Consider the following 22,122-nt stretch of genomic DNA (forward strand, 5'->3'; position numbering starts at 1 on the left):
CTGGATTCTGTGGGCCAACGTCACGCTCTGCTTGAATCGGTTTCCTTAATTCCCAAACAGGCTCTTAGGCCAGAAGTTTAGTTACTCGCCAATTACCCTTTACCCAACCACCGGCGGAGCTTCCGTGAGCATCGTCGGGCGGGCATCTGCGGTCAGGTTATTGAAGGCCTGTTGCAAGGGCTGGCTCAGGCACAGCAGTATCAATTCGGAGCCGCGGCGGCGTAGCCGCTCGTGGTAGCGCAGCAACACCGCGAGGTGCTCGGCGGCCAGGGCTTGCAACCGGCTGCAATCGACCCAAACGCTGGGTTTGCGGCTCCGCCAGGCTTGTAACAGGCAGCGTTCCAACGAGCCAGTCGCCGAATCCGTTGCTGGCAGGTCATCGGCGAGTAGCAATACGAAGCGGTCGGGGAGGATTTCGTGGAAGACTTGCATGGCGGGGAAAGACAGGCGTGGAAATGGGGCGCTGCACATATACGCTAAGCTGAACCATAAAGTGACGCGGCTTTATACCTAAATAATCTCCGTAGTCTCGTGGGTAAGTACGTAGTTTTATTGCCTCAGAACTGGTTTTTTCGAGGTAGAGCCTTCCGCAATGCCCGGGTATACCCTCGTTGCATGGCAGGCTTCTCGTTGGATGGGGCAACCGGCGCGGCCGTTGGATTGGTAGGGCGCCTTGCAAAGCAGCCCGTTTTTTATGCTTTACTCTTCCGTCAGTGTTCGATTCAGGAGAAAAAGGCCCTGGCAGTATTGCAGGAAAGCACCTAGGTTACTTACTGGGTAAAATTTTTGTGGTTGAGAATCAGAAATTTCCTGTCGGGTTCAGACTTTTTTAAGGAGCAGGTATTGCGCCACGAAACCGCACTACTATCTTTGCACCACTGAAAGCGACTAAGGAACAATATCTGGTCCGTTCGTCTAGGGGTTAGGACTGCAGATTTTCATTCTGCCAACAGGGGTTCGATTCCCCTACGGACTACTAAACCTTGGTTGCTCTCAAAAAAGAAGGCCACTCTGTTTTAAGCAGGGTGGCCTTTCTTGCTTTCTGTCAGTGGCCGCAAGCCTATTCCAGTGTTAGCATTGCCGCTAGGGAAGCCCCTCTGCAAGTCAAGCAGGCGGCGTTTGACCTGGGCCAGCAACTCGGCGGGCACGGGAATCTGGGCCGTGGCGGGTGAAGGGGTAGCGCACCAAGGCGGTGATTTCGAGCAGCTCGTCTTGCAGCTGGGCGCGGGTTTTCCCCGCTGCTAGGCGCTGCCCCCTGCCTGGCATGCCAAGAGGGCTGCTCTGATAAGCAGATGATGCGTTAGGACCCCGTGAAGATGTGCCTGGGGAAAACGCCGAGGCAGCGTGGCCCGTTATACCCCGAACCTTCCATTTAACTCCTCCCATGCCGGCCCTCCTTGGCACCCTGCGCACTGGCACCAGCGGCATCGTCGTGCCCGGCCCGAAGGCCACCTTTCCGGAGGCTTACCAGACGACGAGCCGCCTCACCTACTACGCCACCCTGTTTAACTCGGTGGAGATTAACAGCACCTTCTACCGCATCCCCCAGCCCAAAACGTTTGCGGCCTGGGCCGCGGAAACCGGCCCTGCATTTGACTTTACCCTCAAGCTCTGGCGCGATATCACGCACACCAAAGCCCTGGCCGAGGACCTCTCCGGCGTGGTCCGCTTTCTAGAGGCGGCACGGGAGTTGGGCCCCAAAAAGGGCTGCCTGCTCATTCAGTTCCCGCCCAGCAACACCATTCGTCAGCTGCACGCAGTTAGTGCCCTGTTGACTGCGCTGGCAGCGGCAGACCCCGCCCGCGAGTGGCGCAAAGCGGTGGAGTTTCGCCACCCCAGCTGGTATGTCGATGATACTTGTGAAATGCTGGACCACCACGGCGCCAGCCTGGTGCTGCACGACAAAGGTCCCGCCCGAAACGCCCGGCTCAACGAGGGGGCCGACTTTGTCTATCTGCGCTTCCACGGCCCGCAGGGCAACTACCGCGAGTCCTACGAGCACGATTTTCTGCACGACCAGGCCGAGCAGATACACGACTACCTCCAAGAGGGGAAAGACGTGTATGCCTACTTCAACAACACCATGGGCGCCGCTTTTGACAATGCCCAAGATCTGCAGCGGCTGGTCGCGGAGCGGGCGTGAGCCGTCCAACTCGCCTCCGGGGGCGGGCGCTGGTTTCCAGGGCCAGGTCGTGGTACACCACGGCGCGGGCTTTCGCAATGGCCGTGGCACCGAGGGCCTTCGCGCGGGGCTGCCGGTCGGGCCGGGCATGCTGTGGTGGACGGGGCCGAGGAACTCTTCCGCTTCGACGACGCGGATGGGAGAGATGGGCAAGTGTAAGAGTTGAGCGGTAAGGGCCAAGAACTCGCCGAACACGGGCTCGACCAGGATGGGCAGCAAGTCGTGGGCGCGCAGGCTGCGCGCCGCGCGGCCTAAGGGGAAATGAACTGAGCGTACCAGATGGCCCGCTCGGTTCATTTCCCCAAGGGTTATTTTACGTGGTCATTTCTAGGGAGGATCCTGTGTTTACAGAAACAGTCGATTTTGTTCCTCACGGACTACTAATTTAGTTGCTTCAACTTGTTAGGCTGAATTAGCTAAGGACACAAATAGATGCTGCTTTAGTTATAGATGTAATATCGTTTGCCCAGAATATTGATTCGTTTGGAAGCGAAAGGCTAAGGTTGGGCCATATGCCAGTGTAGCGCCAGGAACGGTGCAGTACGTTTGATTCATCGCTCCGTCACTGCCTTGGTGCAGGCGCTGTGCACATCCAACTGCTACTCCCTTAGCCACACCTTCATGTTCGCTCTCCGTACCCTTCCGTCTTTCGTTCTGGCCGCTGTTCTTTTCCTGATTTCGTTGAGCGGTTTTGCAGCGCCGGGTTCCGGAACGGCTCCGGTATCCAAAACTGCTGCTGCTAAAAAGGCGGCTTCTCCCAAGAAAGGGCCGAGCGTCCGTCGCAAAGTTGAAACGCTGAAGCCAGTAATGGCCGTGCCGACGACCGACATCTTCCACGACCACCGTCCGGTGGCTTTGGCTGGCTGGGTTACCGGTGCCGATGGCATGCCTCTGCCCGGCGCCACGGTATGGCTGACGGGTAGCACGCACAAACTGGCTACCGTAACCAATGCGAAAGGCGACTTCGTACTCACCTTGCCTAACAATGCCCCGGTAAGCCTGACCGTTGGCTTTGCCGGGTACGAAAACCAAACGGTGGTGCTAACCCAGCCCCGCCTGCAAAAAGGATTGAGCGTAGAGTTGAAGCAGACCGTAAGCCGCCGATAATCGGCCTCAAACGAATACCGGCGCTGTTGATCCATGCGTCATGGCAGCCGTATCTTGCAAGGCTTTTGCAGGAAACGCATGCCGCAGGTACAAATTGAAGGAGTAGATCTGGAGTTGGTGCGCAAGAACATTCGCACGATACGTCTTACGGTATATGCCCCGGACGGACGAGTGCGGGCAGCAGTGCCGCTTCGCATGCCGCTGGAAAGCATTCAGCAGTTTGTAGTCGCCCGCCGGGCCTGGATTCGCAAGCACCAGGCAACCTTCGCCGCGCGCCAACCCGCTCCCCAGCTGCGTTACGAAGACAACGAAACCCATTACTACCAAGGCCGCGGCTATGCACTTCGCTTGCTTCCTGCGGTGGGACGGCCGCAGGTGATTTTGCGCGAAGAGCAAGGACAGCTGGAGCTTCACCTGCCCCCTGGTAATACCGCCGAAACCCGCGCCGCGCTGCTGGCGGCGTGGTACCGCGCCCGGCTGAAGGAACAGGTACCGGTGCTGCTTCAGCAGTGGCAGCCCGTGGTGGGCGCCCAGGCCGCCGAGTGGGGCGTAAAGCAGATGAAAACGCGCTGGGGAACCTGCAACACCCGCGCCCGGCGCATTTGGCTGAATCTGGAGTTAATCAAACGGCCGCCGCAGTGCCTGGCCTACGTGGTGGTGCACGAACTGGTGCATTTGCACGAGCGGCTGCACAACGCCCGTTTTTGGGGCTTCATGGATCAGTTTATGCCCGACTGGCGGCAGCACAAAGCCGAACTCAACCAAGTGGCGCTAACCCCGGCCATGCATCCCGATGCTGACTAATTGCCAGGCGGGCTGCACGAACTGATTTCCAACATAAAGCAACGGGCTGCTACTACCAATAAGGGCGTACGCGGGCTGCCGTCGGGGCCGGGTTTTTGTTTTCTCCCGTAGCCGCGTACCTTCGCCCGCGCATTCTCACCACGGTTCAGTGCGTGAACCGTTAACCTTTTCTTCCCCATTATGGCTAAAATCAAAGTCGCCATCAACGGTTTCGGCCGGATTGGTCGCCTGACGTTTAAGTCGCTGCTGAGCCGCCCCGACGTGGAAGTGGTAGCCATCAACGACCTGACCGACAACAAGACGCTGGCTCACCTGCTCAAGTATGACTCGGTGCACGGCCGCTTCGATGGCACGGTGGAATACGACGAGAACAGCCTGACCGTGAACGGCCAGCGCATTGCTGCCCTCGCCGAGCGCGACCCGAAGTTGCTCCCCTGGGGCGACATGGGCGTGGACGTGGTACTGGAATCGACCGGCCGCTTCACCGACGAAGCCGGTGCGGGTCAGCACCTCACCGCTGGTGCCAAGAAAGTAGTTATTTCGGCTCCCGCCACGGGTAACATCCCCACTGTGGTGTTGGGTGTAAACGAAGACATCCTGACCGGCGCGGAAACCATTCTCTCGAACGCCTCCTGCACCACCAACTGCCTGGCCCCCATGGCTAAGGTGTTGGATGATGCTTTCGGCATTGAGAAAGGCTACATCACCACGGTGCACGCCTACACCTCCGACCAGAACCTGCAGGACGCGCCGCACAAAGACCTGCGTCGTGCCCGCGCTGCGGCTTACAGCATCATCCCCACCAGCACCGGCGCCGCCAAGGCCGTAGGTCTGGTGCTGCCCCACCTGAAGGGCAAGCTCGATGGTCTGGCCATGCGCGTGCCAATTCCAGACGGTTCGATGACCGACCTGACGGTTATCCTGAAGAAGGAAGTAACCAAGGAGCAGGTGAACGACGCCCTGAAAGCTGCTGCCGCCGGCCCGCTGAAAGGCATTCTGGAGTACACCACCGACCCCATCGTGAGCATCGACATCGTGGGCAACCCCCACTCGTGCATCCTGGATTCGGAGCTCACCTCGGCTAACGGTACGTTGGTTAAGGTTATCGGCTGGTACGACAACGAAAGCGGTTACAGCACCCGCACTGCCGACCTGATCGAAAAACTCGGCCAGATGAAGTCCAAGTAAGCGTCCGCGCTTGCGTTTTGCAACGCCCGCTCTGCCTTTCGGCGGGGCGGGCGTTGCTGCGTATAAGCAAGGCACTGGCCGTGGGCGTTTGCCGCCGGCCGTGCATCTTTGCCACCCGCTCCGTTCGTGACCTGTATGCCCACCTCTTTGTCCCGCCTGTGCTTAATCTTTAATCCGATATCAGGCACCAACCGGAATTTTGACTTGCAAGGGCTGCTGAACGCCGTGCTGGGTAAGGATTACGGCTTGCATTACGAGGTGCGGGCTACCCAATACGCTGGTCACGCCGAGGAACTCGCCCGTGAAGCCGCCGCACAGGGCTTTGGCGTGGTGGTGGCCGTGGGCGGCGATGGAACGGTAAACGAAGTCGGCCGAGGCCTGCTGGGCACCGGCGTGGCCATGGCGGTATTGCCACGCGGCTCCGGCAACGGCCTAGCCCGTCACCTAGGTATTCCGCTGCGCCCCGAAGCTGCGGTAGCTCTGCTGCGCCGCCCCCGCGTGCTGAACATCGATGTGGGCCGCTTGAATGGAAGACCGTTTTTCTGCACCGCTGGCCTGGGTTTTGATGCGCACGTGAGCCGCATGTTTGCCGAAGCCGGTACCCGCGGGCTTAGCACCTACGTGCGCGTTGCGCTGCGCGAGTACCAGCGTTACCGCCCGTGCCCAGTGGAAATAGAACTGGCAGACAAGCAGATTCAAACCGACTGCTACGTGCTGGCATTTGCCAACGCTGCCCAATACGGCAACAACGCCTACATCGCGCCCCTGGCCGACATTCAGGACGGATTGCTGGATGTATGTCTGATTAACCAACTTCCCTTATGGCGCGCCGTGAAAGTGGCCTACGGCCTCGCGGCCGGAAACCTGCCTACTTCGGGCGCCGCCGCCTATCACACCGCCCACACGATACACGTTCGCACCGAGCGGCCCCTGGGCTTTCACCTCGATGGCGACTTTGCCGGCGAATCAGCTGATTTCTCGGTGGCGCTGGAACCGTTGGCCTTGCCTGTAGTAGTGGGCGAGGGATTTGGAAACACAATTGCTGTTGGCTGAGAGGGAACATCTTACTAGCCGATCTGTCTCCTTTAGGCCTTCAAGAGGGCAAGAAATCAAGGCTTTAACCCATTTTACCATGAGCAAAAAACACGGCAACAGGGAAGGGGTGGTGTACTCCACTAACCCCGATTTTACCTACCAGCAGGATGAAGCCGCTGAGGCCGTTACGCTGCCTCCGCAGCAACAGCAGCTGCGCGTGCAACTGGATAAGAAGCAGCGGGGCGGCAAGCAGGTAACTCTCATTACCGGTTTCAAAGGCACTGAAGAGGACTTGCAGACCCTCGGCAAAACCCTGAAAACCAAGTGCGGCGTGGGCGGCAGCGCCAAAGACGCCGAAATCCTGATTCAGGGCGACGTGCGCGAAAAGGTAATGGCCGAGCTGGTGAAACTAGGTTACAAGAACACCAAACGCATCGGCGGCTAATTCTTTTCCGTACCACGACGCAGTAGTACCGGCATTAGCCCACCACCTCTCATGCGACAGTTCGAATTAATAGAAGGCACGGTGCGAGGCGCAGTGCAGTGGCTGAAGCTGGGCGTGGAGGCGGTAGGGGCCGCCGTAATCGGAATTGGTATTGTGGTGGCGCTGGCGCAGCTGCTGCCCATGGTGCTACGCCGCAAGCCGGCCAGCTTCACGGCCGTGCGCCTATCACTGGCGCGGTACTTGGCGCTGGCACTGGAATTTCAGCTAGGAGCCGATATTCTTTCCACGGCCATTGCGCCAACCTGGGAGCAGATTGGGCAACTGGGTGCCATTGCGGTAATTCGCACGGTGCTGAACGTGTTCCTGGCCAAGGAAATGCGCGAGGAGCAAGCGTCCATAGCCGAGGAAGCTGTGGTAAACAAAGCCAACAGCGAAGGAAGTCCTGTAAGCCCCGTGCAGCCGGTTATGCCTCGGCAGTACCCACAGTAGCAAGGTGCCGCAACGCCCGCTCCACGTCCTCGGGAGTATCAATGCCAATGGTTTCCAGCTCCGTTTCGGCGGTGTGAATTCTAAATCCGTGGGTGAGCCAACGGAGCTGCTCTAACGATTCGGCCAACTCCAGCGGCGCTGGAGCTAGTTGGGTGAGTTGCTGGAGAACGGCCGGTCGGTACGCGTACAAGCCAATGTGGCGCAAGTAGCGGTGGTGCGTCCGCCATTCCGACTCGGGGTATTGGCGCAGGTACGGAATGGGGTGGCGGCTGAAATACAGGGCCTCGCCGGCAGCGCCCAGTATTACTTTGGGAAGGTGTGGGCTTTGCAGTTCTTCATCGGACACCACTGGTTTTACCAGCGTGGCAATTTGGGTGGAGGCATCGGCAAATACATCCAAGAGCGCGTTAATCTGCGCGGGGTGAATAAAGGGCTCGTCGCCCTGGATGTTCACCACGCAACCGGCCGATACGCCCAGCTGCTGGTAGGCTTCCCACACCCGGTCGGTGCCGCTGGGGTGGTCGGGGTGGGTAAGTACCGCTTCGCCGCCGAAACCCTGAACGTGCTCCAGAATGCGTTGGTCGTCGGTGGCCACCACCACGCGGCTCAAGCGGGCCTGCTGGGCCTGCTCCACTACCCGCCGAATCATGCTGCGGCCGCCAAGGTCCACAAGTGGCTTGCCGGGCAGGCGGGTGGAGGCGAAACGGGCGGGAATGATGCCGATGCTGTGCATAGGAACGAGGAGTAGGAGCGGATTATGGTCGCAAGGTAAGTTTGATGCCGTTACCTAGCCGCTGGTAGACCAGCCGATGCAGATTCGCCAAAGTAATAGAGCCGCGACGGGCGCACTGCAAAAAAACAGGTTTGGTTGGCACGAAAGTGGCCTACTGGCGGTAGCCCCGACCGGATTTGCGTATCTTTCGGCGTTGCGGGCGCTCCGCTGACGATGCATCTGTTGGATTTGGGAATATCATTGCCTGCGTCCGACTTCCGTGCCGTACGAAACCACCGTATGACCCGTTTATCCTACCGACTCCTCGTTTCTTCTCTTTTTGCCCTGCCGTTTACCGCCGCTGCCAGCCCCGTGCTGCCGCCCGATTCGATAGGCGTTGTGTACCGGCAGAATGCCGCTTTCGTGCGGCACCGCGTGGCTCCCGGCGAAACACTGTACGGCATTGCCCGCCGCTACCGCGTTAGCGTGGAGCAGCTGATGGAAGCCAACCCAACGGTAAAAGGCGCTTTGGCATCGGGCCAGGAAATTCTGGTGCCGCGCCAGCGCGCCGTGCTTCCGGCCAGTACGCCAGCTACGGCTGTCAAACCAGCCGCCTCAGCAACCAGCGGCGGCGGCGGCGGCAATGCTGCTGCCCGCAGCTTGCCCACCGATGCCCGCGGCAACCACATTTACAAGGTAGCGGCCGGGCAAACCCTCTTTGCCATTGGTCGGAAGTTCGATGTAGCACCAGCCGAGCTACAGCGGCTGAACAAACTCGCCGATGGCGGTGTGCGTGTTGGTCAAACCCTGGTGATACTGCCTGGGTCGGGAGGTGCCGCCGCTCCGGAACCGGCAGTTGCCGCCACGCCCAAGCCCGCGCCACCCACCGCCCGTCCCGAGCGAGAGGAGCCTGCCGACAAGGAACCCGGTAAAGTAACCGACGACCGTCCTGTTACCACGCCCACGGTGCCCGCAGAGGAAGAAGCCAAGGAGCCCACCCGCGCCAGCGAGGTAGTGCGCAAGGTGACGGAAAGCGGCTTGGCAGCCGTAATTGAAGGCGGCAACTCCGAGAAATATCTGGCTCTGCACAAAACGGCCCCCGTGGGCACCATCATGATGGTGCGCAACATCATGAACGGCGTGGTGGTGTACGTGCGGGTTATCGGCAAGCTGCCCGACACCGGCGACAACTCCAGCATCCTGATTCGTCTCTCGAAGAAGGCCGTAGCCAAACTGAATACGCCCGATCAGCGGTTTCGCGTAGAAACGTCGTATCTACCTGAATAAGAACGTGCCTGTAAGTATTGTTCCTCGAAAGCCCGGCCTGCGTCGGGCTTTCTAGTTGATAGAAAAGTGACCCACGCCCAGCTCAAAGCGCTGCTCGACGACCGGTACGAGCGGTACGACCGGCCCGCGTTCATCGCGCCCGACCCTATAAGCCTGCCGCACCGCTTTACTCTCAAGCAGGACATCGAAATCAGCGCTTTGTTTGCTGCTTTGCTGGCCTGGGGCAAACGCAGCATCATCATAAACAAAGGCACGGAGTTGCTGGCGCGTATGGATAACGCGCCCCATGAGTTCATCCTGCACCACCAAGACGACGACCTGCGTCGGTTGGAGCGGTTTTGCCACCGCACCTTCTGCGACACCGACCTGCTGTATTTCGTGCACTGGCTTCGCTGGTACTACGAGCAGCACGAGTCGCTGGAAGATGCTTTCCTGAACGGCGCCACGCAGCGCGAGCGGCTTATTAACTTCCACAACCTATTTTTTAGCCTGCCCGATGCCCCCGAGCGCACCCGCAAGCACGTGGCCACACCGGCACGCAACTCGGCCTGCAAGCGCATAAACATGTACCTGCGCTGGATGGTACGCCGCGATGCGCACGGCGTCGATTTCGGCCTCTGGCAGCGACTTTCGCCCGCCGATTTGGTGTGCCCCCTCGATGTGCACGTAGAACGGGTGTCCCGCCGATTGGGCCTGCTGCAACGCAAGCAAACCGACTGGCAAGCAGCCAACGAGCTAACCGACAACCTGCGTCAGTTCGACCCAAACGACCCCGTGAAATACGATTTCGCCCTGTTCGGGCTGGGCATTGACGAGAAGTGGTAGTAGGTTGTCAGTTGCGAGTTGTCAGTGCGTTCAGGGATACTGGCAACTGACAATAATCACCACTTCACCGCCGCCGTCAGGAAGAAACTGCGGCCGTCGGACGGTAAAATGCCGGGGCCGGGGTAGCCGGTGGCACGGCGGGTGAAGTACATGGCGTTGGCGAGGTTGTTCACGCTGCCTTCCAGCTTCAGCCAGCGCCGCTCCCACGATACCGACGCGTCCATGACCTGGTAGGCCGGAATCAAGCCTACCACGGCCGACACGCCGCCAACCTCGGCATTGGTCGCGTCGGTGTATTGGTCGGAGAGGTAGGTATATTGGAAGGATGCCTTAACGGGGCCGTAGCCAGCGCGCAGGCCTGTTTTGAGGTTTACCGTCGGAATAAACTCAACGTTGTTGCCTTTCACGCCCTGCTCTTCGCTTTGGGTGTAGCGCCCCCGCACCAAAGCCAGGTTGCCGAACGTGGCTACCGACCAACGGCCGGTTTCGGGCTGCACGAGGCGCAACACATCGGCTTCGGCGTACGATTCCACGCCCAGAATGAGGGCCCGGCCAATGTTGCCGCGGCGGCGCAGCACCCGGTCGTTGGCGTCGTACGTCTGCACCTCGCCAATTCGGTTGCCGTAGTTCAGCGCAAACAAGCTCACGTCGTACGTCAGCCATTGGCCCTGGTCGCCGCGCAGACCGAGGTCGGCGGAGTAGCCGCGCTCATCCTGCAGGTTCGGGTCGATAACGGCCGACGGGTTGGCAATGCGCATGTCGCTGAACGTGATGGAGCGGTAGTTCTGCGAGATGTTGCCGTAAAATTCGCGCTGCTCCTGCGGTTTGTAACTCACCCCAATGCCGCCCAGCACAAAGCCCCGCCGGTTTTCGCGCTCCTCCGGGGTAATGGGAAACGACACGACGTTCAAGGCCAAATCCCGGTTCACGTTGCCGTATTCGCCCTCGGCGCGGGTGCGGATGTACTCGTACCGCACGCCCGGCGTAACCGACAGCTTCTCGCTGAGGTAGAAAATGTTCTCGGCAAAAACCGCCACGTTTCGGTTCGGGAAGCGGTAGTCGGAGTAGCTGTTGGTGGTGAGCGGGCCGGGTTCCCCGAAGGTAAAATCGGCCGAGTGGCCAGCCGGCCCGAAGCCCTGAATGCTGTGGTTGAAGCCGCTGTAGTAGCGCGTGCCCACCAGCAGCACGCCGTACTTGCTGGCCACCTGGTAGCGGTTCAGGTAGCGGGCCTCCACGCCAAAGTTGCGGAAGTCACCGGTAATCAGGTCGCGGCCGAGGTCGTCGCTGTCGTTGGTGTCGACGCGGTTCGGGCGGTGACCCAAGGACTTACGCGAGGCCAGCAGGCCGAAGGTGGTGAGGTTAATGTTAGACCGCGGATTCAGCTTCCAGTCGGCCGAGGCGTTAAACAGGTTCCAGTCGACCTCGAACCAGTTCCGCGCGCGGTTCGACTGGCGCGGGTTGCGGGCAAACTGCTCGTCGCTGAGGCCGCCGGGCTGCTGCGCCAGGTAATCCATGTGCGTGACCTGCGCGCCCACCTTAAAGTTCTCGGTGAACTGGTAGCGCACGTCGGCGTAGGCGGTTTTGCTGTCGAAGTGCGAGTTCGGGCGCCACCCGTCGCCGCGCTTGTATTGGGCGAAGGCGTAGTAGCTCAGCTTCTTAACCGTTCCGCCGACGCTGTTAAAGGAGTTGAAAAACCCGAACGAGCCCACCGTTTGCCGCGACACCACCGAAACCGTTTTATCCGGCTCAGGGCCGCGCATTTCGAAGTTCAGCAAACCGCCGAACTGCGTGCCGTACTGCAAAGAGGCCGCGCCGCGCACCAACTGAATGCGCTTAATGGCCTCAATGGGCGGCGTGTAGTAGCTCTCGGGGTAGCCCAGGGCATCGGCCGAAATATCGTAGCCGTTCTGGCGCACGTTGAAGTTGGCGGTGCGGTTGGGGTCGAGGCCGCGGCCGCCGATGCTGAGCTGCAGGCCGCCCTGGTCGTTTTCGTAAATGTTCAGGCCGGCCACGCGGGCGTACACCTGCCGGGCATTGTTGGTGGCCAGGTTGGCCACCAGGTTATCGGGCACAATGACTTCCGATTTCTTGGCCGCGAAAATAGCCGTGCCTTCCACCTCCCGCAGGCGGGTTTGGCCGAAGCGGGCCTGCGGCGCGGCCACCACCACTTCCTTAAGCGTCCGTTCGCGGCGGGCCAGCCTGAAATCGAGCACGCTGCCATCGGCGGGTACTTCGACTTCTATTTTCAAGGGCTCGTGGCCGATGGAGGAGAGCTGCAACTGTTGCCGGCCGGGCGCGAGGCGCGAAATGTTGAACAGGCCGGTGCTGTCGGTGCGGGCAATCTGGCGCGAGCCTTTTACATAGACCTCGCAGCCCACCACGGGCTGGTTGGTGTCGGCTTCGCGCACGCGGCCCTGCAGGGTTACTTGCTGGGCAAACGCCACGTGGCCGGCGAGCAAGCTCACCGTCACCACCGAACTACAAACCGGAAATCTCATCGTCGAAAGGCAAAATCCAGGGCTTGGGCCGCAAGTCGTCCGACTGCTGCGCCAAGTCCACGGTGGGGTCGATGAACGTCTTGCCCAGGCGGCCGTTCAGGCTCACGTAGGCATCGGCGTACACCTGGGGCGACTGTACGCCCTGGCGGGCGTAGTAGTCGCGTAAATAATGGGCGAACTGCACCATCATGTCGGGCTGGGTAGCCATCATTTTCTCCTGCAACACGCTCAAATGCTCGTAGTTGTTCACGATTCGGGCGCGGCCGGTGGCGCTGTCGACCACCTTGAACTGCACCTGACCCATTTTCTCCATCAGCATCACGCGCCAGGAAAAGCGGTAACCCTCTTCGGTCCAGAATAACTCCCGCGGGTACAACAAGTACCGAAAAGGCAGCAGCAGCTGCACCAGGAAAAACACGCTCAAACCCATCAGCAGCAGCCGACGGGTGCGCGGGCCGTACATAAGCGGTACTGCCAGTGCCTTCGGAACCGCGGGCCGCAGGCGCAGCAAACGCCGAAGGCCGCTGAGCACCCGCTCGTGAAACGACGCCGGGAAAAAGATCAGTGCCGCCACCATCATCACGTAAGGGAACATGCCGATGGGAAACAGCACGGCCGTGAGTACGTGAAACACCACTACTGTGGCGTAAGCTACGGCGCGGGTGCGGCGGTAAAGCAGGAAAAACGGCACCGTGAGGTCGTAAAACGCTCCGAACCAGCTGAATGCATAGGCAACCCACGTGTAGCTGAGTAAGGGGCCAATCAGCGGCAAGTCGTTTTTGGCGGGCAACCAGATGCGCAGGGGCATGGCCTGAATCAGCCAATCGGAGTTCAGCTTGGCCAAGCCGGCGTAGAAATACACAATGCCCATCATCAGGCGCAGTGCATCCACCGTCCAGCGCGGCACGGCGTCGCGCTCGTGGGTGGGGTTCCGGGCGACATCCAGCGAAAAAGAGCGGCCGGCGGGCAGCAGCACCAGTAGCAGCGCTACTAAACTCACAAAGTAGTAGTGGTTCAGGTAGGTGCTTTTGTCCATCAGCTCGATGTAAGTGAAGCTGAGAAACAGGCCGGCGGCGGCCACGCGGTACCACAAGCCCAGGGCCAACAGCAAGGCGCACAACCCGCACGCCAAAAACAAGCCGTACGTGTACGGCCCCAGCGGTTTTACCCACTCAAAACCGTAATAGGGGAAGAAGAACTCCGGCTGCAGGTAAAGCTCCTCGATCCAGCCTTTGGCCCAAAAACGGACCACGCTGGCCAGTACCAGCAGGCCGAAAGCCAACCGGAACGTAGCCAGCGGGGCCGCTGGAATGTAGCTCTGAAGGTAGTGTTGCAGCCTGCTGCCCTGCATTAGTCGCCGTCGTTATCGACGTAAGTCACGGTGACGCCCAGCGCCGAGGTCATGTCTACTTTAATCATGCGCACGGCCTTCTGCATCTCGTTGTACGAGGCCACAGCATCAGCATTGCGGCTGGTGATGGTCGTGAACAGATCAGGCCCCAAGCCGCTCAGCTGCTGATACGAGGCGTTCAGCTGGTTAATGATGATGCCGCTCAGGGCCTGGTTCGTGCGGCTGTCCTTAGCACCTACCGCATCCAGGTAAGACTTGAGCGAGGGTTGGCCTTCACGGCCCGCAAAAAACTTTTGCACCGTCGCGTGGGCCGTGGTAGCCAGTTGTAGCGGCAGGGCGCCGCGGAAGTAATAGGCTTCGATGCGGTCGGGTAGGGGCGTGCCCGTCATGGTGCCGGCCGGAATGCCCACTTTGCCCGCCCGCAAGAAACGCTCGTAGTAAAGCGAATACGCGTTAACCACGCGGGAAAGGGAGCTGCTGGCATCGGTGCCGGCGTTGTTGATGAAGGTGTCGCGGTACGAGCCGTTCCACTGCGCGTTTACCGCGTTGAACTTCTCCTCCATTTTGGCCACCACGTCGGTGAGGTAGCGGCGGTGGTTAGCCGAGGAAGCGAACTGCTGCGCAATGGCCGCGTCGCCGGTGGCAATGCCGTTCAACAGGTAGTCCAGCGCCGGGAAACCCTGCTGTGGAATGGCCGTTGCCAGATCTAGGTTGTAATTGCCCGAGCCGATGTTCTGCCGAATACCCGCCGCATCGGTGGGGTAAATGTTGAAGTGGTTGCGCAGGCTCACTTGCTCGGCGGGACCAAACTCGTACAGCTCTACCCGCTGCCATTCCACGTACGCTTCCTGCCAGGCCTGGCGGGAAGCGCGCAGCGTGGTTTCGGTGGGAGCAGCCGTAAAGGCCGTGGTTTTGGCCTTCAACTCCACCATCTTTCCGTTGAAACGCGCGTAACCGGGTTTTACCAGGCTATCGGCCCAATACGTAAGCAAGGCCTTGCGGTCGGGCGCGGTGCTGGGTTCGGGCGTGCCGTTCGGGTCCTTGGAGCAGCTAATCATTACCCAAGCGGTAAGAACGAGCAGGAAGGCGGAAACGAGCGTTTTTTTCATGGAATCGAGTAGGGTTTGAAACACCAACGACCAAAACAGCGGACTGCTTTGGCGCGTTGGGCTGGGTCCGCGGCGGCCGCGGGCCAGAACTTACTGGATGTTAAACTTGGCTTTGATGGCGTTAATGGCTACATCGGCCTGGGCGTTGGTAAGGCTCCAAACCCCATTTGTGCCGGCAGTCAGCGGGTTCAGCACACCGTCGGAAAAGGCTGCGTCGGCGCCGTACTTGCTGCAGAAGCGCAGCGAGTAGATGAAGCCGAGGCCTTCGGCCAGCGCGTGGGTTTTAGCGGCCAGGTCGGGGTTTGATTTCCAGCTGTTCAGGTACGACACGGCCGACAGGGCAATGGTCTTTTCCAACTCCGTGCGGATGATGTTGGCCTGGTTTTTTACCTCAGCTTTGTCGTTGTTCACAATGGCCGCGCGGCCTTTCAGGAACGCCATGTACACGCCGGGCGAAGCGGATGCGTTTTTCTCGTTCAGGTAGCCGGCCAGGAAACGCTCCCGGTTGTTGGCGTCGAACACAGTGGTCATGATGGGCTTCGAGGTCATGTAGCCGTAAGCCAAGTCCCAGTTGTGCTCCAGCTCCGAGTACGGCTTGCCGTCCACGGTTTTGCTATTGTTGGCGTTCAGGGCCTGGTCGCTCAGCAACATGTGGTCGATCTGGTCGAGCAGCACAGCGCCAATCAGCGCCTTCTGAATCACTTGGTTAACCTCAACGCCTTTGCCATCTACCAAGTAACGGCCGATGCGGCCGGCTACACCAGGAGCTGCGGGCGTGTTTACCGAGCGGCTGGCGTCGGCCAGCAGGGTAATGTTATTGTCGATGTAAGTGCGGGCAGCTTCGGCACCCGTAGCCGAGAAAGAAGCGGCCGTGGTGTTACGCAGTTGCAGGCCCGAGGTGTTCAGCGCTGCGTTTGAGAACGTGCTGCCGGTGTACATGCTGCGCAGCTTGGTTACGTCCAGCGTGCTGGGCGCGGTGGTAGTGGCTACCAGCGCCATGTAATTGTTGAACTCCGTGAACATATCCAGCCGCGTGTTCGAGGCGGTCAGGTCAACCGTCGATTGGCCGCTGGCATCTTTGAACGATTCCGTGTACTTCGTAGTGGCCGTCAGGCTGGCGTAATCCATCTTGGTGCGCAAGGCCGGAGTGGGTTCGGCTTTGTCGGTGTCGCAGGAAGAAAAACCAAAGGTCAGGGCCAGCAGGGCAACAGGAACGCACTTAAAGTTCATCGGAAATTGGGTTGTATCAGGGGAACGGGACAAAGGTATTATGGCTATTTGGAATAATTACAAATAGACCTAAAATTTCTTTAGAACCTTTCCAAACAGCTTGTTTAATCCATCGGCAATCGTCAATGTTCCAAGCCTATCAGTTTTACGAGCTATAGCTGGATTCATCATTAGAGGAGTTCTACTTCCTGATTCTTATGCCGGTCTGTAGACCCTCTACCGCCGCTTTGAGGGGCTGCTTCTTATATAGTAAGAGCCTTCTTCTGAATTGTAGGCGCTTATAATGCTTGATGTCACGCAGCGGGTAGCTTTTGGTAATACGGAGTCGCATAGCTTTGCCTGAATCTTTCGGCCCGCAACGCTGTTACCCAAGGCTGCCTGTTAGGCGCTTTTTCATCGAACTACCGATTCCGACCCATACCACTTGATTTACCCGCAGACATTCGAGCAGAAAATAGGCTTCCAGCAAGTGCGCGAGCGGCTGGCTGAAATGTGCCTGAGCCCCCTAGGCCGGCATTACGTGCAGAAAATGCAGTTTCAGCCCCGTGCCGACGAACTGCGGAAGCTGCTGCAGCAAACCGACGAGTTCCGCCAGCTATTAAGCAGCGGAGCCGATTTCCCCAGCCAGTATTATTACGACGCGCACCCTCATTTGCTGCGCGCGCAAATTCCCGGGGCCTATTTAGAAGTATCGGCGGTTTACGAGCTGAAACTCTCGCTGCGCACCATCCGCGAGGCCCTGACCTTTTTCACCCAGGCGCCCGAGGGGCTGTATCCCACTTTGCGCCTGCTGGGCGTGGGCGTACAAGCCGACCGCAACTTGCTGGCCGCCATGGACAAAGTGGTGGACGACGACGGCCACGTGCGCGACGATGCTTCGCCGCTTTTGCGCCAGTTGCGCCAAGAGCTCATTAACCGTCAGGGAATTCTGCGCCGGCAGATTGCTGATGTGCTGCGCAAAGCCCGCTCCGAAGGCTGGACGCCCGAAGGCGCCGAGCCCACCATTCGGGGTGGCCGCTTGGTGCTGCCCGTTATTGCCGAGCACAAGCGCCGCGTGAAGGGTCTGATTCACGATGAGTCGGCCACGGGCCAAACGGTGTACATCGAGCCCGAGGCCGTGTTCGAGTTGAACAACGACATCAAGGACCTCGAAAACGCTTGGCACCGCGAGCTGATCCGGATTCTAATGGCCCTCACGGACCAGCTGCGCCCGCACATTCCCGACCTCAAGCGTGCTTATCAGTTCCTCGGTCTGCTCGATTTCATTCGCGCCAAAGCCCGCTTCGCCCGCGACCTGGATGCCGTGCTTCCCAAGCTGGGCTCGCGGCCGTTGGTGCATTGGAAACAGGCGCGGCATCCGCTATTGCAGCTGAGCTTCAAGGAGCAAGGCCGCGAGGTAGTGCCGTTGGATATTGAGCTTACGCCCGAGCAGCGCATCCTGGTTATTTCCGGTCCGAACGCCGGCGGCAAATCTGTAGCCATGAAAACGGTGGGCCTGGTGCAGTACATGCTGCAATGCGGCCTGCTGATTCCCGTGCAGGAAAACTCCGAAGCCGGCGTATTCGACGACATTTTCCTTGACATCGGCGACGAGCAAAGCCTGGAAAACGACCTGAGCACGTATTCTTCGCACCTCACGCACATGAAGCAGTTCCTGCTGCTGGCCAACAAGCGCAGTCTGGTGCTCATCGACGAATTTGGCACCGGTACCGAACCGGTATTGGGCGGCGCCATTGCCGAGGCTGTGTTGGGTGAGCTGAACCGTGTGCGTGCCTTCGGGGTGATTACCACTCACTATACGAACCTCAAGAACCTGGCTGAGCGTACGCCCGGCTTGGTGAACGGCGCCATGCGCTATGACCCCAAGCACCTGCAGCCGCTCTACCGCTTGGAAACGGGCAAGCCGGGTTCGTCGTTCGCGCTGGAAATTGCCCGCAACATCGGTCTGCCCAAGGCCATCGTCGACCGCGCTACCCAACTCGTGGGCAAGGAAAAGGTGCGTTACGACCGACTCTTGGAGGAGCTGGAAGTAGAGAAAACCACCCTCGAAAGACGCAATGCGGAGGCCGAAAAGCACGAGCGGCGCATGAAAAAAGCGGCTCAGGAATACCAGGACCTCAAGAATCATCTTGAGGAGACCAAGCAGGACGTGCTGCGTGAGGCCAAGCAGAAAGCCAAGCTGCTGCTCAAGGACACCAACCAGCAGATTGAAGCCACCATTCAGCAAATTCGCACGGCCGGGGCTGAGAAGGAGCAAACCAAACAGGCCCGCCAGCAGCTTGATTCTTTCGTGCAGAAAGAGCTAAAGGAGGAACGCCCCAAAGCCCAGGCCCACCGCGAACAAGCCGATTCGGCTACCCTCAAGCCCGGCGACAAAGTTGCGCTGATCGGGCAGGAGGGCCACGGCGAGCTGGTGAGCGTAAAGGGCAAAACCGCCGAGGTGCTTTTCGGTGGCATGAAGACGCTGGTTAAAGTAGCGCAGCTCGAAAAGCTCACGCGTTCCGAAATTCGGGAGCGGGAGAAGGAAGCGGCCCGCAAAGCGCCCATGGCCGAGGCTCGCTCCGGCGGCGCGGGGCTGGACGTAACGGGCCGCATGGCCGGTTTCAGCACCACCCTCGACCTGCGCGGCGAACGGGCCGAAGACGCCTTGCAACGCATCATGAACTACGTGGATGATGCTGTGATGCTGGGCGTACCGGAAATCAAATTCCTGCACGGCCGCGGCAACGGTGTACTTCGCCAGATTGTGCGCGACTACCTCCACTCGCAACGCGCCGTGGCCAGCGTAGCCAACGAACACGCCGACCGCGGCGGCGACGGCGTAACGGTGGCGGTACTCAAGTAACCACCAACTACCTTCGGGCATGCAGCTTCTTTACCGCATGCTCGTATTAATCGGGCAGCTGACGCTAAGCTTTAGCGTCGGCTGCTTTGTTTATATGCTCTTCGCCCTGCTCGATTTCGAAGGGGGCTTTCCCGCGTTTCTTGGCATGGTGACGTTTCACCCATTAATGGCCGTCGTGCTGGTTAGCGCGACCATGATGGTGGGCTTACTGGCCGGTTTGCCCCTGCGTTTTAACAATGCGCTGAGGCGATGGTGGGTACGCCACTTTGCCGTTCAGGCCGGCTTGATTGCATTGGGCTTAGTGTTGCTGATTGGTGCGGTAGTGTTTCCCGAAACGCGTTCAGTTGACCCCGCAGAACTGGGTATTAAACTGGTTCCAAACCTAACCCTTGCCATCAGCGGCTGGCTGCTACTCATTTTTGGATTGCTGCACGTTTACCCACCTCTGCATTGGTTGGATAGACTAGGCAGTCAGTTTCAAACGCACTTTGAAACTTCGAGTTAAGATTACCAACTGGCGAATAAGGCCAAACAAAAAGCGGCTGCCCCATCGGGCAGCCGCTTTTTGTTTAAGCGTTTTGGGGAATTACTCCACTACCACGCGGCTCACTTGCGTAGCTTCGGGCGTCACAATCTGCACCATGTACAGACCGGCTTTCAACTGCGAAGCGTCCACGGTCAAATCCTGACCAGCTACCATCGTCTGGGTTTGCGTGAGTACCACGCGGCCGGTGGCGTCGCGCAGAGTAATGGTGGCCTTGCGGGCCGAAACCGCGCTATTCACGCGCAGCTGAAACTTGCCGCGGGTGGGGTTGGGGTACACCTGCACGCTCGATTCCTGCACCTTGGCCGTTTTGTTGGCCAGCACCAGGTTACAGGGAATAATGCCGCGGTTCTGGTCGGTAATGCGGCGGTAGAATTCCTGGTAGTACTGGTTCACGATGCGGCTATCGTGTACAATGAGGGTATTCTCGTCGTTTTCGGTGTTGGCCGAAAGGCTCCAGTTGTGCGAGCCGGTAAACACCGTGGGGTCGGACTGCGAAGCGCCGGCGTCTACCAGCACGTACTTGTGGTGCATGATGCCCGCTACGTTGTTCACCATGGCGCGACTACCCAAAGCCTGCCGGATGTTGCGGAAAATGGCGCCCGAGCTGGCGGCGCTGGTCGTATCGTCTACCAGCACTTCCGAGCAGTTGGCAATGTTGCGCAGCTGCACTTGGTTGCGGATGGTGGTGCCAAGGTCGCTCAGGGTAATGAGCATGGTGGCCACGTGCAGGTCGTTGTCGGCGGTCTGAATGGTTTCAATCAGGCGGCCGTTCACGTTGTCGGTTGGTGAGAACCACGATTCCACCAGCTTGCCGCCGATGTTAAGGTAATGGGGCGTGTTATCGGTTTTGCGCGAGCCGAATACGGCCGTTGAATTCGTGCCACCGCCCCACATTTCGTTGAACTCCATGGTGTACACTCGGGCCAGGGACTGATCCTGCACCACGAGGGCGTTGTTGCGGTCCTGATTGAGCTGCCCCGGAGTCCAGTTGGTGGCTCCGGTCCATACCCACGGCCGGTTGGGGTCGGTCGAGTTAGCGTCAATCACCACAAACTTATTGTGCATGATATTCTGCGTGGTGTTGCGCGCTACCCGGCGAATGGCCGCGTTCAGCCCTGGTATGCTCAGGTTGGTGTTGCTGCCTTCGTAGATAACGCGCACCTGCACGCCGCGGGCGTGGGCGGCATTCACTGCGTTCAGAATAATGGCGCTGTTCCAGTTGTAGATGGAAATGTCCAGGGTTTCCTGGGCGCGGCCAATGTAGCGGGCCAAGGTATCGGCAATGGAACCGTTGGGGGCGTGAATGGCATTGTTGCCGGGTAGCGCCAGCGCCGTATTCACCGGGTTGGTGAAGTACGTTTGCATACGGCCCGAGGAAAGCGAAGCCGTAATCATGGGCACGAGGCGCGACTCCGAAAGGCCCACGCTGTTGGTCGAGCTGGCCTTTATGTAGTACACTGTGGCCGGCTGCAGACCCGAAATAGCAATGCTGTGCTGGGTTACGCTAGCGGCGGCGGTAAGCGTGGTGAAAGGCCCGGCAGCGGTGGTGGCATATTCCACTTTGGTGTCGCCGGGGTTTTGGGTGCGGAAGTTCACCGTGAAGCCCGAGGTGCTGATGTTGGTCGGCATGGGCGTGGTCTGCAGGTTTGGCGTGCCGCCTTGAATGAAGTCGGCGTACAAACGGGGCAGCAGTTGGTAGCCGGTGGTACCGGGGGCGGTGTTGGTGAACTGGCTCATGATGCCTACCACGTCGAACACCCCGGAAGGGGCCGGCTTGCCAATGAGGCCGTCGGGCGGACCCGAACCGGCATTCACAAACAGAGGATTGGCCGCATTGCCGTTAATGCGGTAAGTAGCGCCGCTGGTAAACGACGATACCGGACCTGGTGTAGCCGTGTTGGTGGTAATAGAGGTCAGACCGTTCAGGCGCACCAATTGGCCTTCGTACTGCTCGGCAAAAGCGGCGGTGAAGCCACCAGCCGGGAAAACTACTGGCGCCGGCAACGGCCGGTTGCCAGCCAAAACAGTAATTGATGTAACCGGGTCGATTTCCAGCAAGCCGCGGAAGTTCTTGAGCGTACCCGTTACCTCCACGCTGTCGCCCTGCCCGACGCCTACTACCAGAGCGGGGGAGTACGCCGCAATGCCGCCGGTGCCATCCTGCAGGTAGCGAATGTCGCGCAGCTCGGCCCCGTTCGTTACCACGCCGCGCACCTTTACCGTGGCCCCCGACTGGTTAAAAGCCGGTGCCTGGGCACGGGCCTGCGCAATGGTAATGGCCGTTTGAGCCAATGCCGAATGCGAGAAGGAAAACACTCCGCCGCATAGCAGAGCCAAAAGGGTAGATTTTTTCATTCAGAGGAGGGAAATGCGGAATGTAGGGTGTGGTAAGGCGGTGCCGGGCGGCGCGCAACCTGGGTTTCCTTAACGCACCGGGAGTTGGCCGCAAGCTAACTCCCGGTGCGTTG

The 22,122-nt window shown here is 59.6% G+C and carries 18 protein-coding genes and 1 tRNA gene; 12 read left to right on the forward strand and 7 right to left on the reverse strand.

All coding sequences use genetic code 11. From position 1 onward, the window contains the following. Nucleotides 1–99: 99 nt before the first annotated feature. The gene (locus ABD903_RS13865) at nt 100–432 is read right to left on the reverse strand and encodes an STAS domain-containing protein (protein WP_345225196.1); all 333 of its coding nucleotides are present in this window, start codon (nt 430–432) and stop codon (nt 100–102) included. A 472-nt stretch (nt 433–904) separates the two neighbouring features. Between ABD903_RS13865 and ABD903_RS13870 the strand changes: the two genes are divergently transcribed. From ABD903_RS13870 to ABD903_RS13905, 8 genes are all read left to right on the forward strand, one after another. Next, nucleotides 905–976, forward strand: a tRNA-Glu gene (locus ABD903_RS13870). Nucleotides 977–1,384: 408 nt separating this feature from the next. Continuing rightward, on the forward strand, nt 1,385–2,143 hold the full coding sequence (locus ABD903_RS13875; protein ID WP_345225198.1) for a DUF72 domain-containing protein: 759 nt from the start codon (nt 1,385–1,387) through the stop codon (nt 2,141–2,143). A gap of 660 nt (nt 2,144–2,803) precedes the next feature. Then, a complete protein-coding gene (locus ABD903_RS13880) occupies nt 2,804–3,289 on the forward strand; it encodes a carboxypeptidase regulatory-like domain-containing protein (protein WP_345225199.1) in 486 nt (161 codons plus the stop codon). 78 nt (nt 3,290–3,367) lie between these two features. Then, nucleotides 3,368–4,093: a M48 family metallopeptidase gene (locus ABD903_RS13885; protein WP_345225201.1), complete on the forward strand. Its 726-nt coding sequence runs from the start codon at nt 3,368–3,370 to the stop codon at nt 4,091–4,093. A gap of 180 nt (nt 4,094–4,273) precedes the next feature. Continuing rightward, the gene (gene gap, locus ABD903_RS13890) at nt 4,274–5,281 is read left to right on the forward strand and encodes a type I glyceraldehyde-3-phosphate dehydrogenase (RefSeq protein WP_345225204.1); all 1,008 of its coding nucleotides are present in this window, start codon (nt 4,274–4,276) and stop codon (nt 5,279–5,281) included. Between the two features lie 135 nt (nt 5,282–5,416). Further along, nucleotides 5,417–6,334, forward strand: a complete 918-nt coding sequence (locus tag ABD903_RS13895) for a diacylglycerol/lipid kinase family protein (RefSeq protein ID WP_345225206.1) — start codon at nt 5,417–5,419, stop codon at nt 6,332–6,334. Between the two features lie 79 nt (nt 6,335–6,413). Next, the gene (locus ABD903_RS13900; protein WP_345225208.1) at nt 6,414–6,761 is read left to right on the forward strand and encodes a translation initiation factor; all 348 of its coding nucleotides are present in this window, start codon (nt 6,414–6,416) and stop codon (nt 6,759–6,761) included. Nucleotides 6,762–6,812: 51 nt separating this feature from the next. After that, nucleotides 6,813–7,250 carry a DUF1622 domain-containing protein gene (locus ABD903_RS13905; RefSeq protein WP_345225209.1) on the forward strand — a complete coding sequence of 146 codons (438 nt, stop codon included), beginning with the start codon at nt 6,813–6,815 and terminating at the stop codon, nt 7,248–7,250. Here the strand turns inward: ABD903_RS13905 and kdsB are convergent. Next, nucleotides 7,225–7,983, reverse strand: a complete 759-nt coding sequence (gene kdsB / locus ABD903_RS13910; RefSeq protein ID WP_345225211.1) for a 3-deoxy-manno-octulosonate cytidylyltransferase — start codon at nt 7,981–7,983, stop codon at nt 7,225–7,227. The two genes, ABD903_RS13905 and kdsB, sit on opposite strands and share 26 nt — an antisense overlap. A 279-nt stretch (nt 7,984–8,262) precedes the next feature. On the opposite strand from kdsB, the gene ABD903_RS13915 reads away from it, so the two are divergent. Together ABD903_RS13915 and ABD903_RS13920 are read left to right on the forward strand one after the other, a co-directional pair. Further along, nucleotides 8,263–9,249 carry a LysM peptidoglycan-binding domain-containing protein gene (locus ABD903_RS13915; protein WP_345225213.1) on the forward strand — a complete coding sequence of 329 codons (987 nt, stop codon included), beginning with the start codon at nt 8,263–8,265 and terminating at the stop codon, nt 9,247–9,249. Between the two features lie 66 nt (nt 9,250–9,315). Next, nucleotides 9,316–10,074, forward strand: a complete 759-nt coding sequence (locus ABD903_RS13920) for a TIGR02757 family protein (protein WP_345225215.1) — start codon at nt 9,316–9,318, stop codon at nt 10,072–10,074. Nucleotides 10,075–10,130: 56 nt separating this feature from the next. On the opposite strand, the gene ABD903_RS13925 is transcribed toward ABD903_RS13920, so the two are convergent. From ABD903_RS13925 to ABD903_RS13940, 4 genes are all read right to left on the reverse strand, one after another. Beyond that, nucleotides 10,131–12,572 carry a TonB-dependent receptor domain-containing protein gene (locus tag ABD903_RS13925; RefSeq protein ID WP_345225216.1) on the reverse strand — a complete coding sequence of 814 codons (2,442 nt, stop codon included), beginning with the start codon at nt 12,570–12,572 and terminating at the stop codon, nt 10,131–10,133. Continuing rightward, a complete protein-coding gene (locus tag ABD903_RS13930; RefSeq protein WP_345225218.1) occupies nt 12,553–13,923 on the reverse strand; it encodes an HTTM domain-containing protein in 1,371 nt (456 codons plus the stop codon). Before ABD903_RS13930 ends, ABD903_RS13925 begins: the two co-directional genes overlap by 20 nt. Next, nucleotides 13,923–15,032, reverse strand: a complete 1,110-nt coding sequence (locus ABD903_RS13935) for an imelysin family protein (protein ID WP_345225220.1) — start codon at nt 15,030–15,032, stop codon at nt 13,923–13,925. The genes ABD903_RS13930 and ABD903_RS13935 overlap by 1 nt, the downstream gene beginning before the upstream one ends. Before the next feature lie 90 nt (nt 15,033–15,122). Continuing rightward, nucleotides 15,123–16,262 (reverse strand): DUF4856 domain-containing protein, encoded by a 1,140-nt coding sequence (locus tag ABD903_RS13940; RefSeq protein WP_345225222.1) that lies wholly within the window; start codon nt 16,260–16,262, stop codon nt 15,123–15,125. A 424-nt stretch (nt 16,263–16,686) separates the two neighbouring features. Between ABD903_RS13940 and ABD903_RS13945 the strand changes: the two genes are divergently transcribed. Beyond that, entirely contained in the window at nt 16,687–19,107 is a 2,421-nt protein-coding gene (locus ABD903_RS13945; protein WP_345225224.1) for an endonuclease MutS2, read from the forward strand. Nucleotides 19,108–19,126: 19 nt separating this feature from the next. Beyond that, nucleotides 19,127–19,612, forward strand: a complete 486-nt coding sequence (locus tag ABD903_RS13950; RefSeq protein WP_345225226.1) for a hypothetical protein — start codon at nt 19,127–19,129, stop codon at nt 19,610–19,612. 81 nt (nt 19,613–19,693) lie between these two features. Here the strand turns inward: ABD903_RS13950 and ABD903_RS13955 are convergent, their stop codons facing one another. Continuing rightward, a complete protein-coding gene (locus tag ABD903_RS13955; protein WP_345225228.1) occupies nt 19,694–22,009 on the reverse strand; it encodes a phospholipase D-like domain-containing protein in 2,316 nt (771 codons plus the stop codon). Nucleotides 22,010–22,122: the final 113 nt, after the last annotated feature.

It is taken from the genome of Hymenobacter koreensis, assembly GCF_039541855.1.
GTDB lineage: Bacteria > Bacteroidota > Bacteroidia > Cytophagales > Hymenobacteraceae > Solirubrum > Solirubrum koreensis.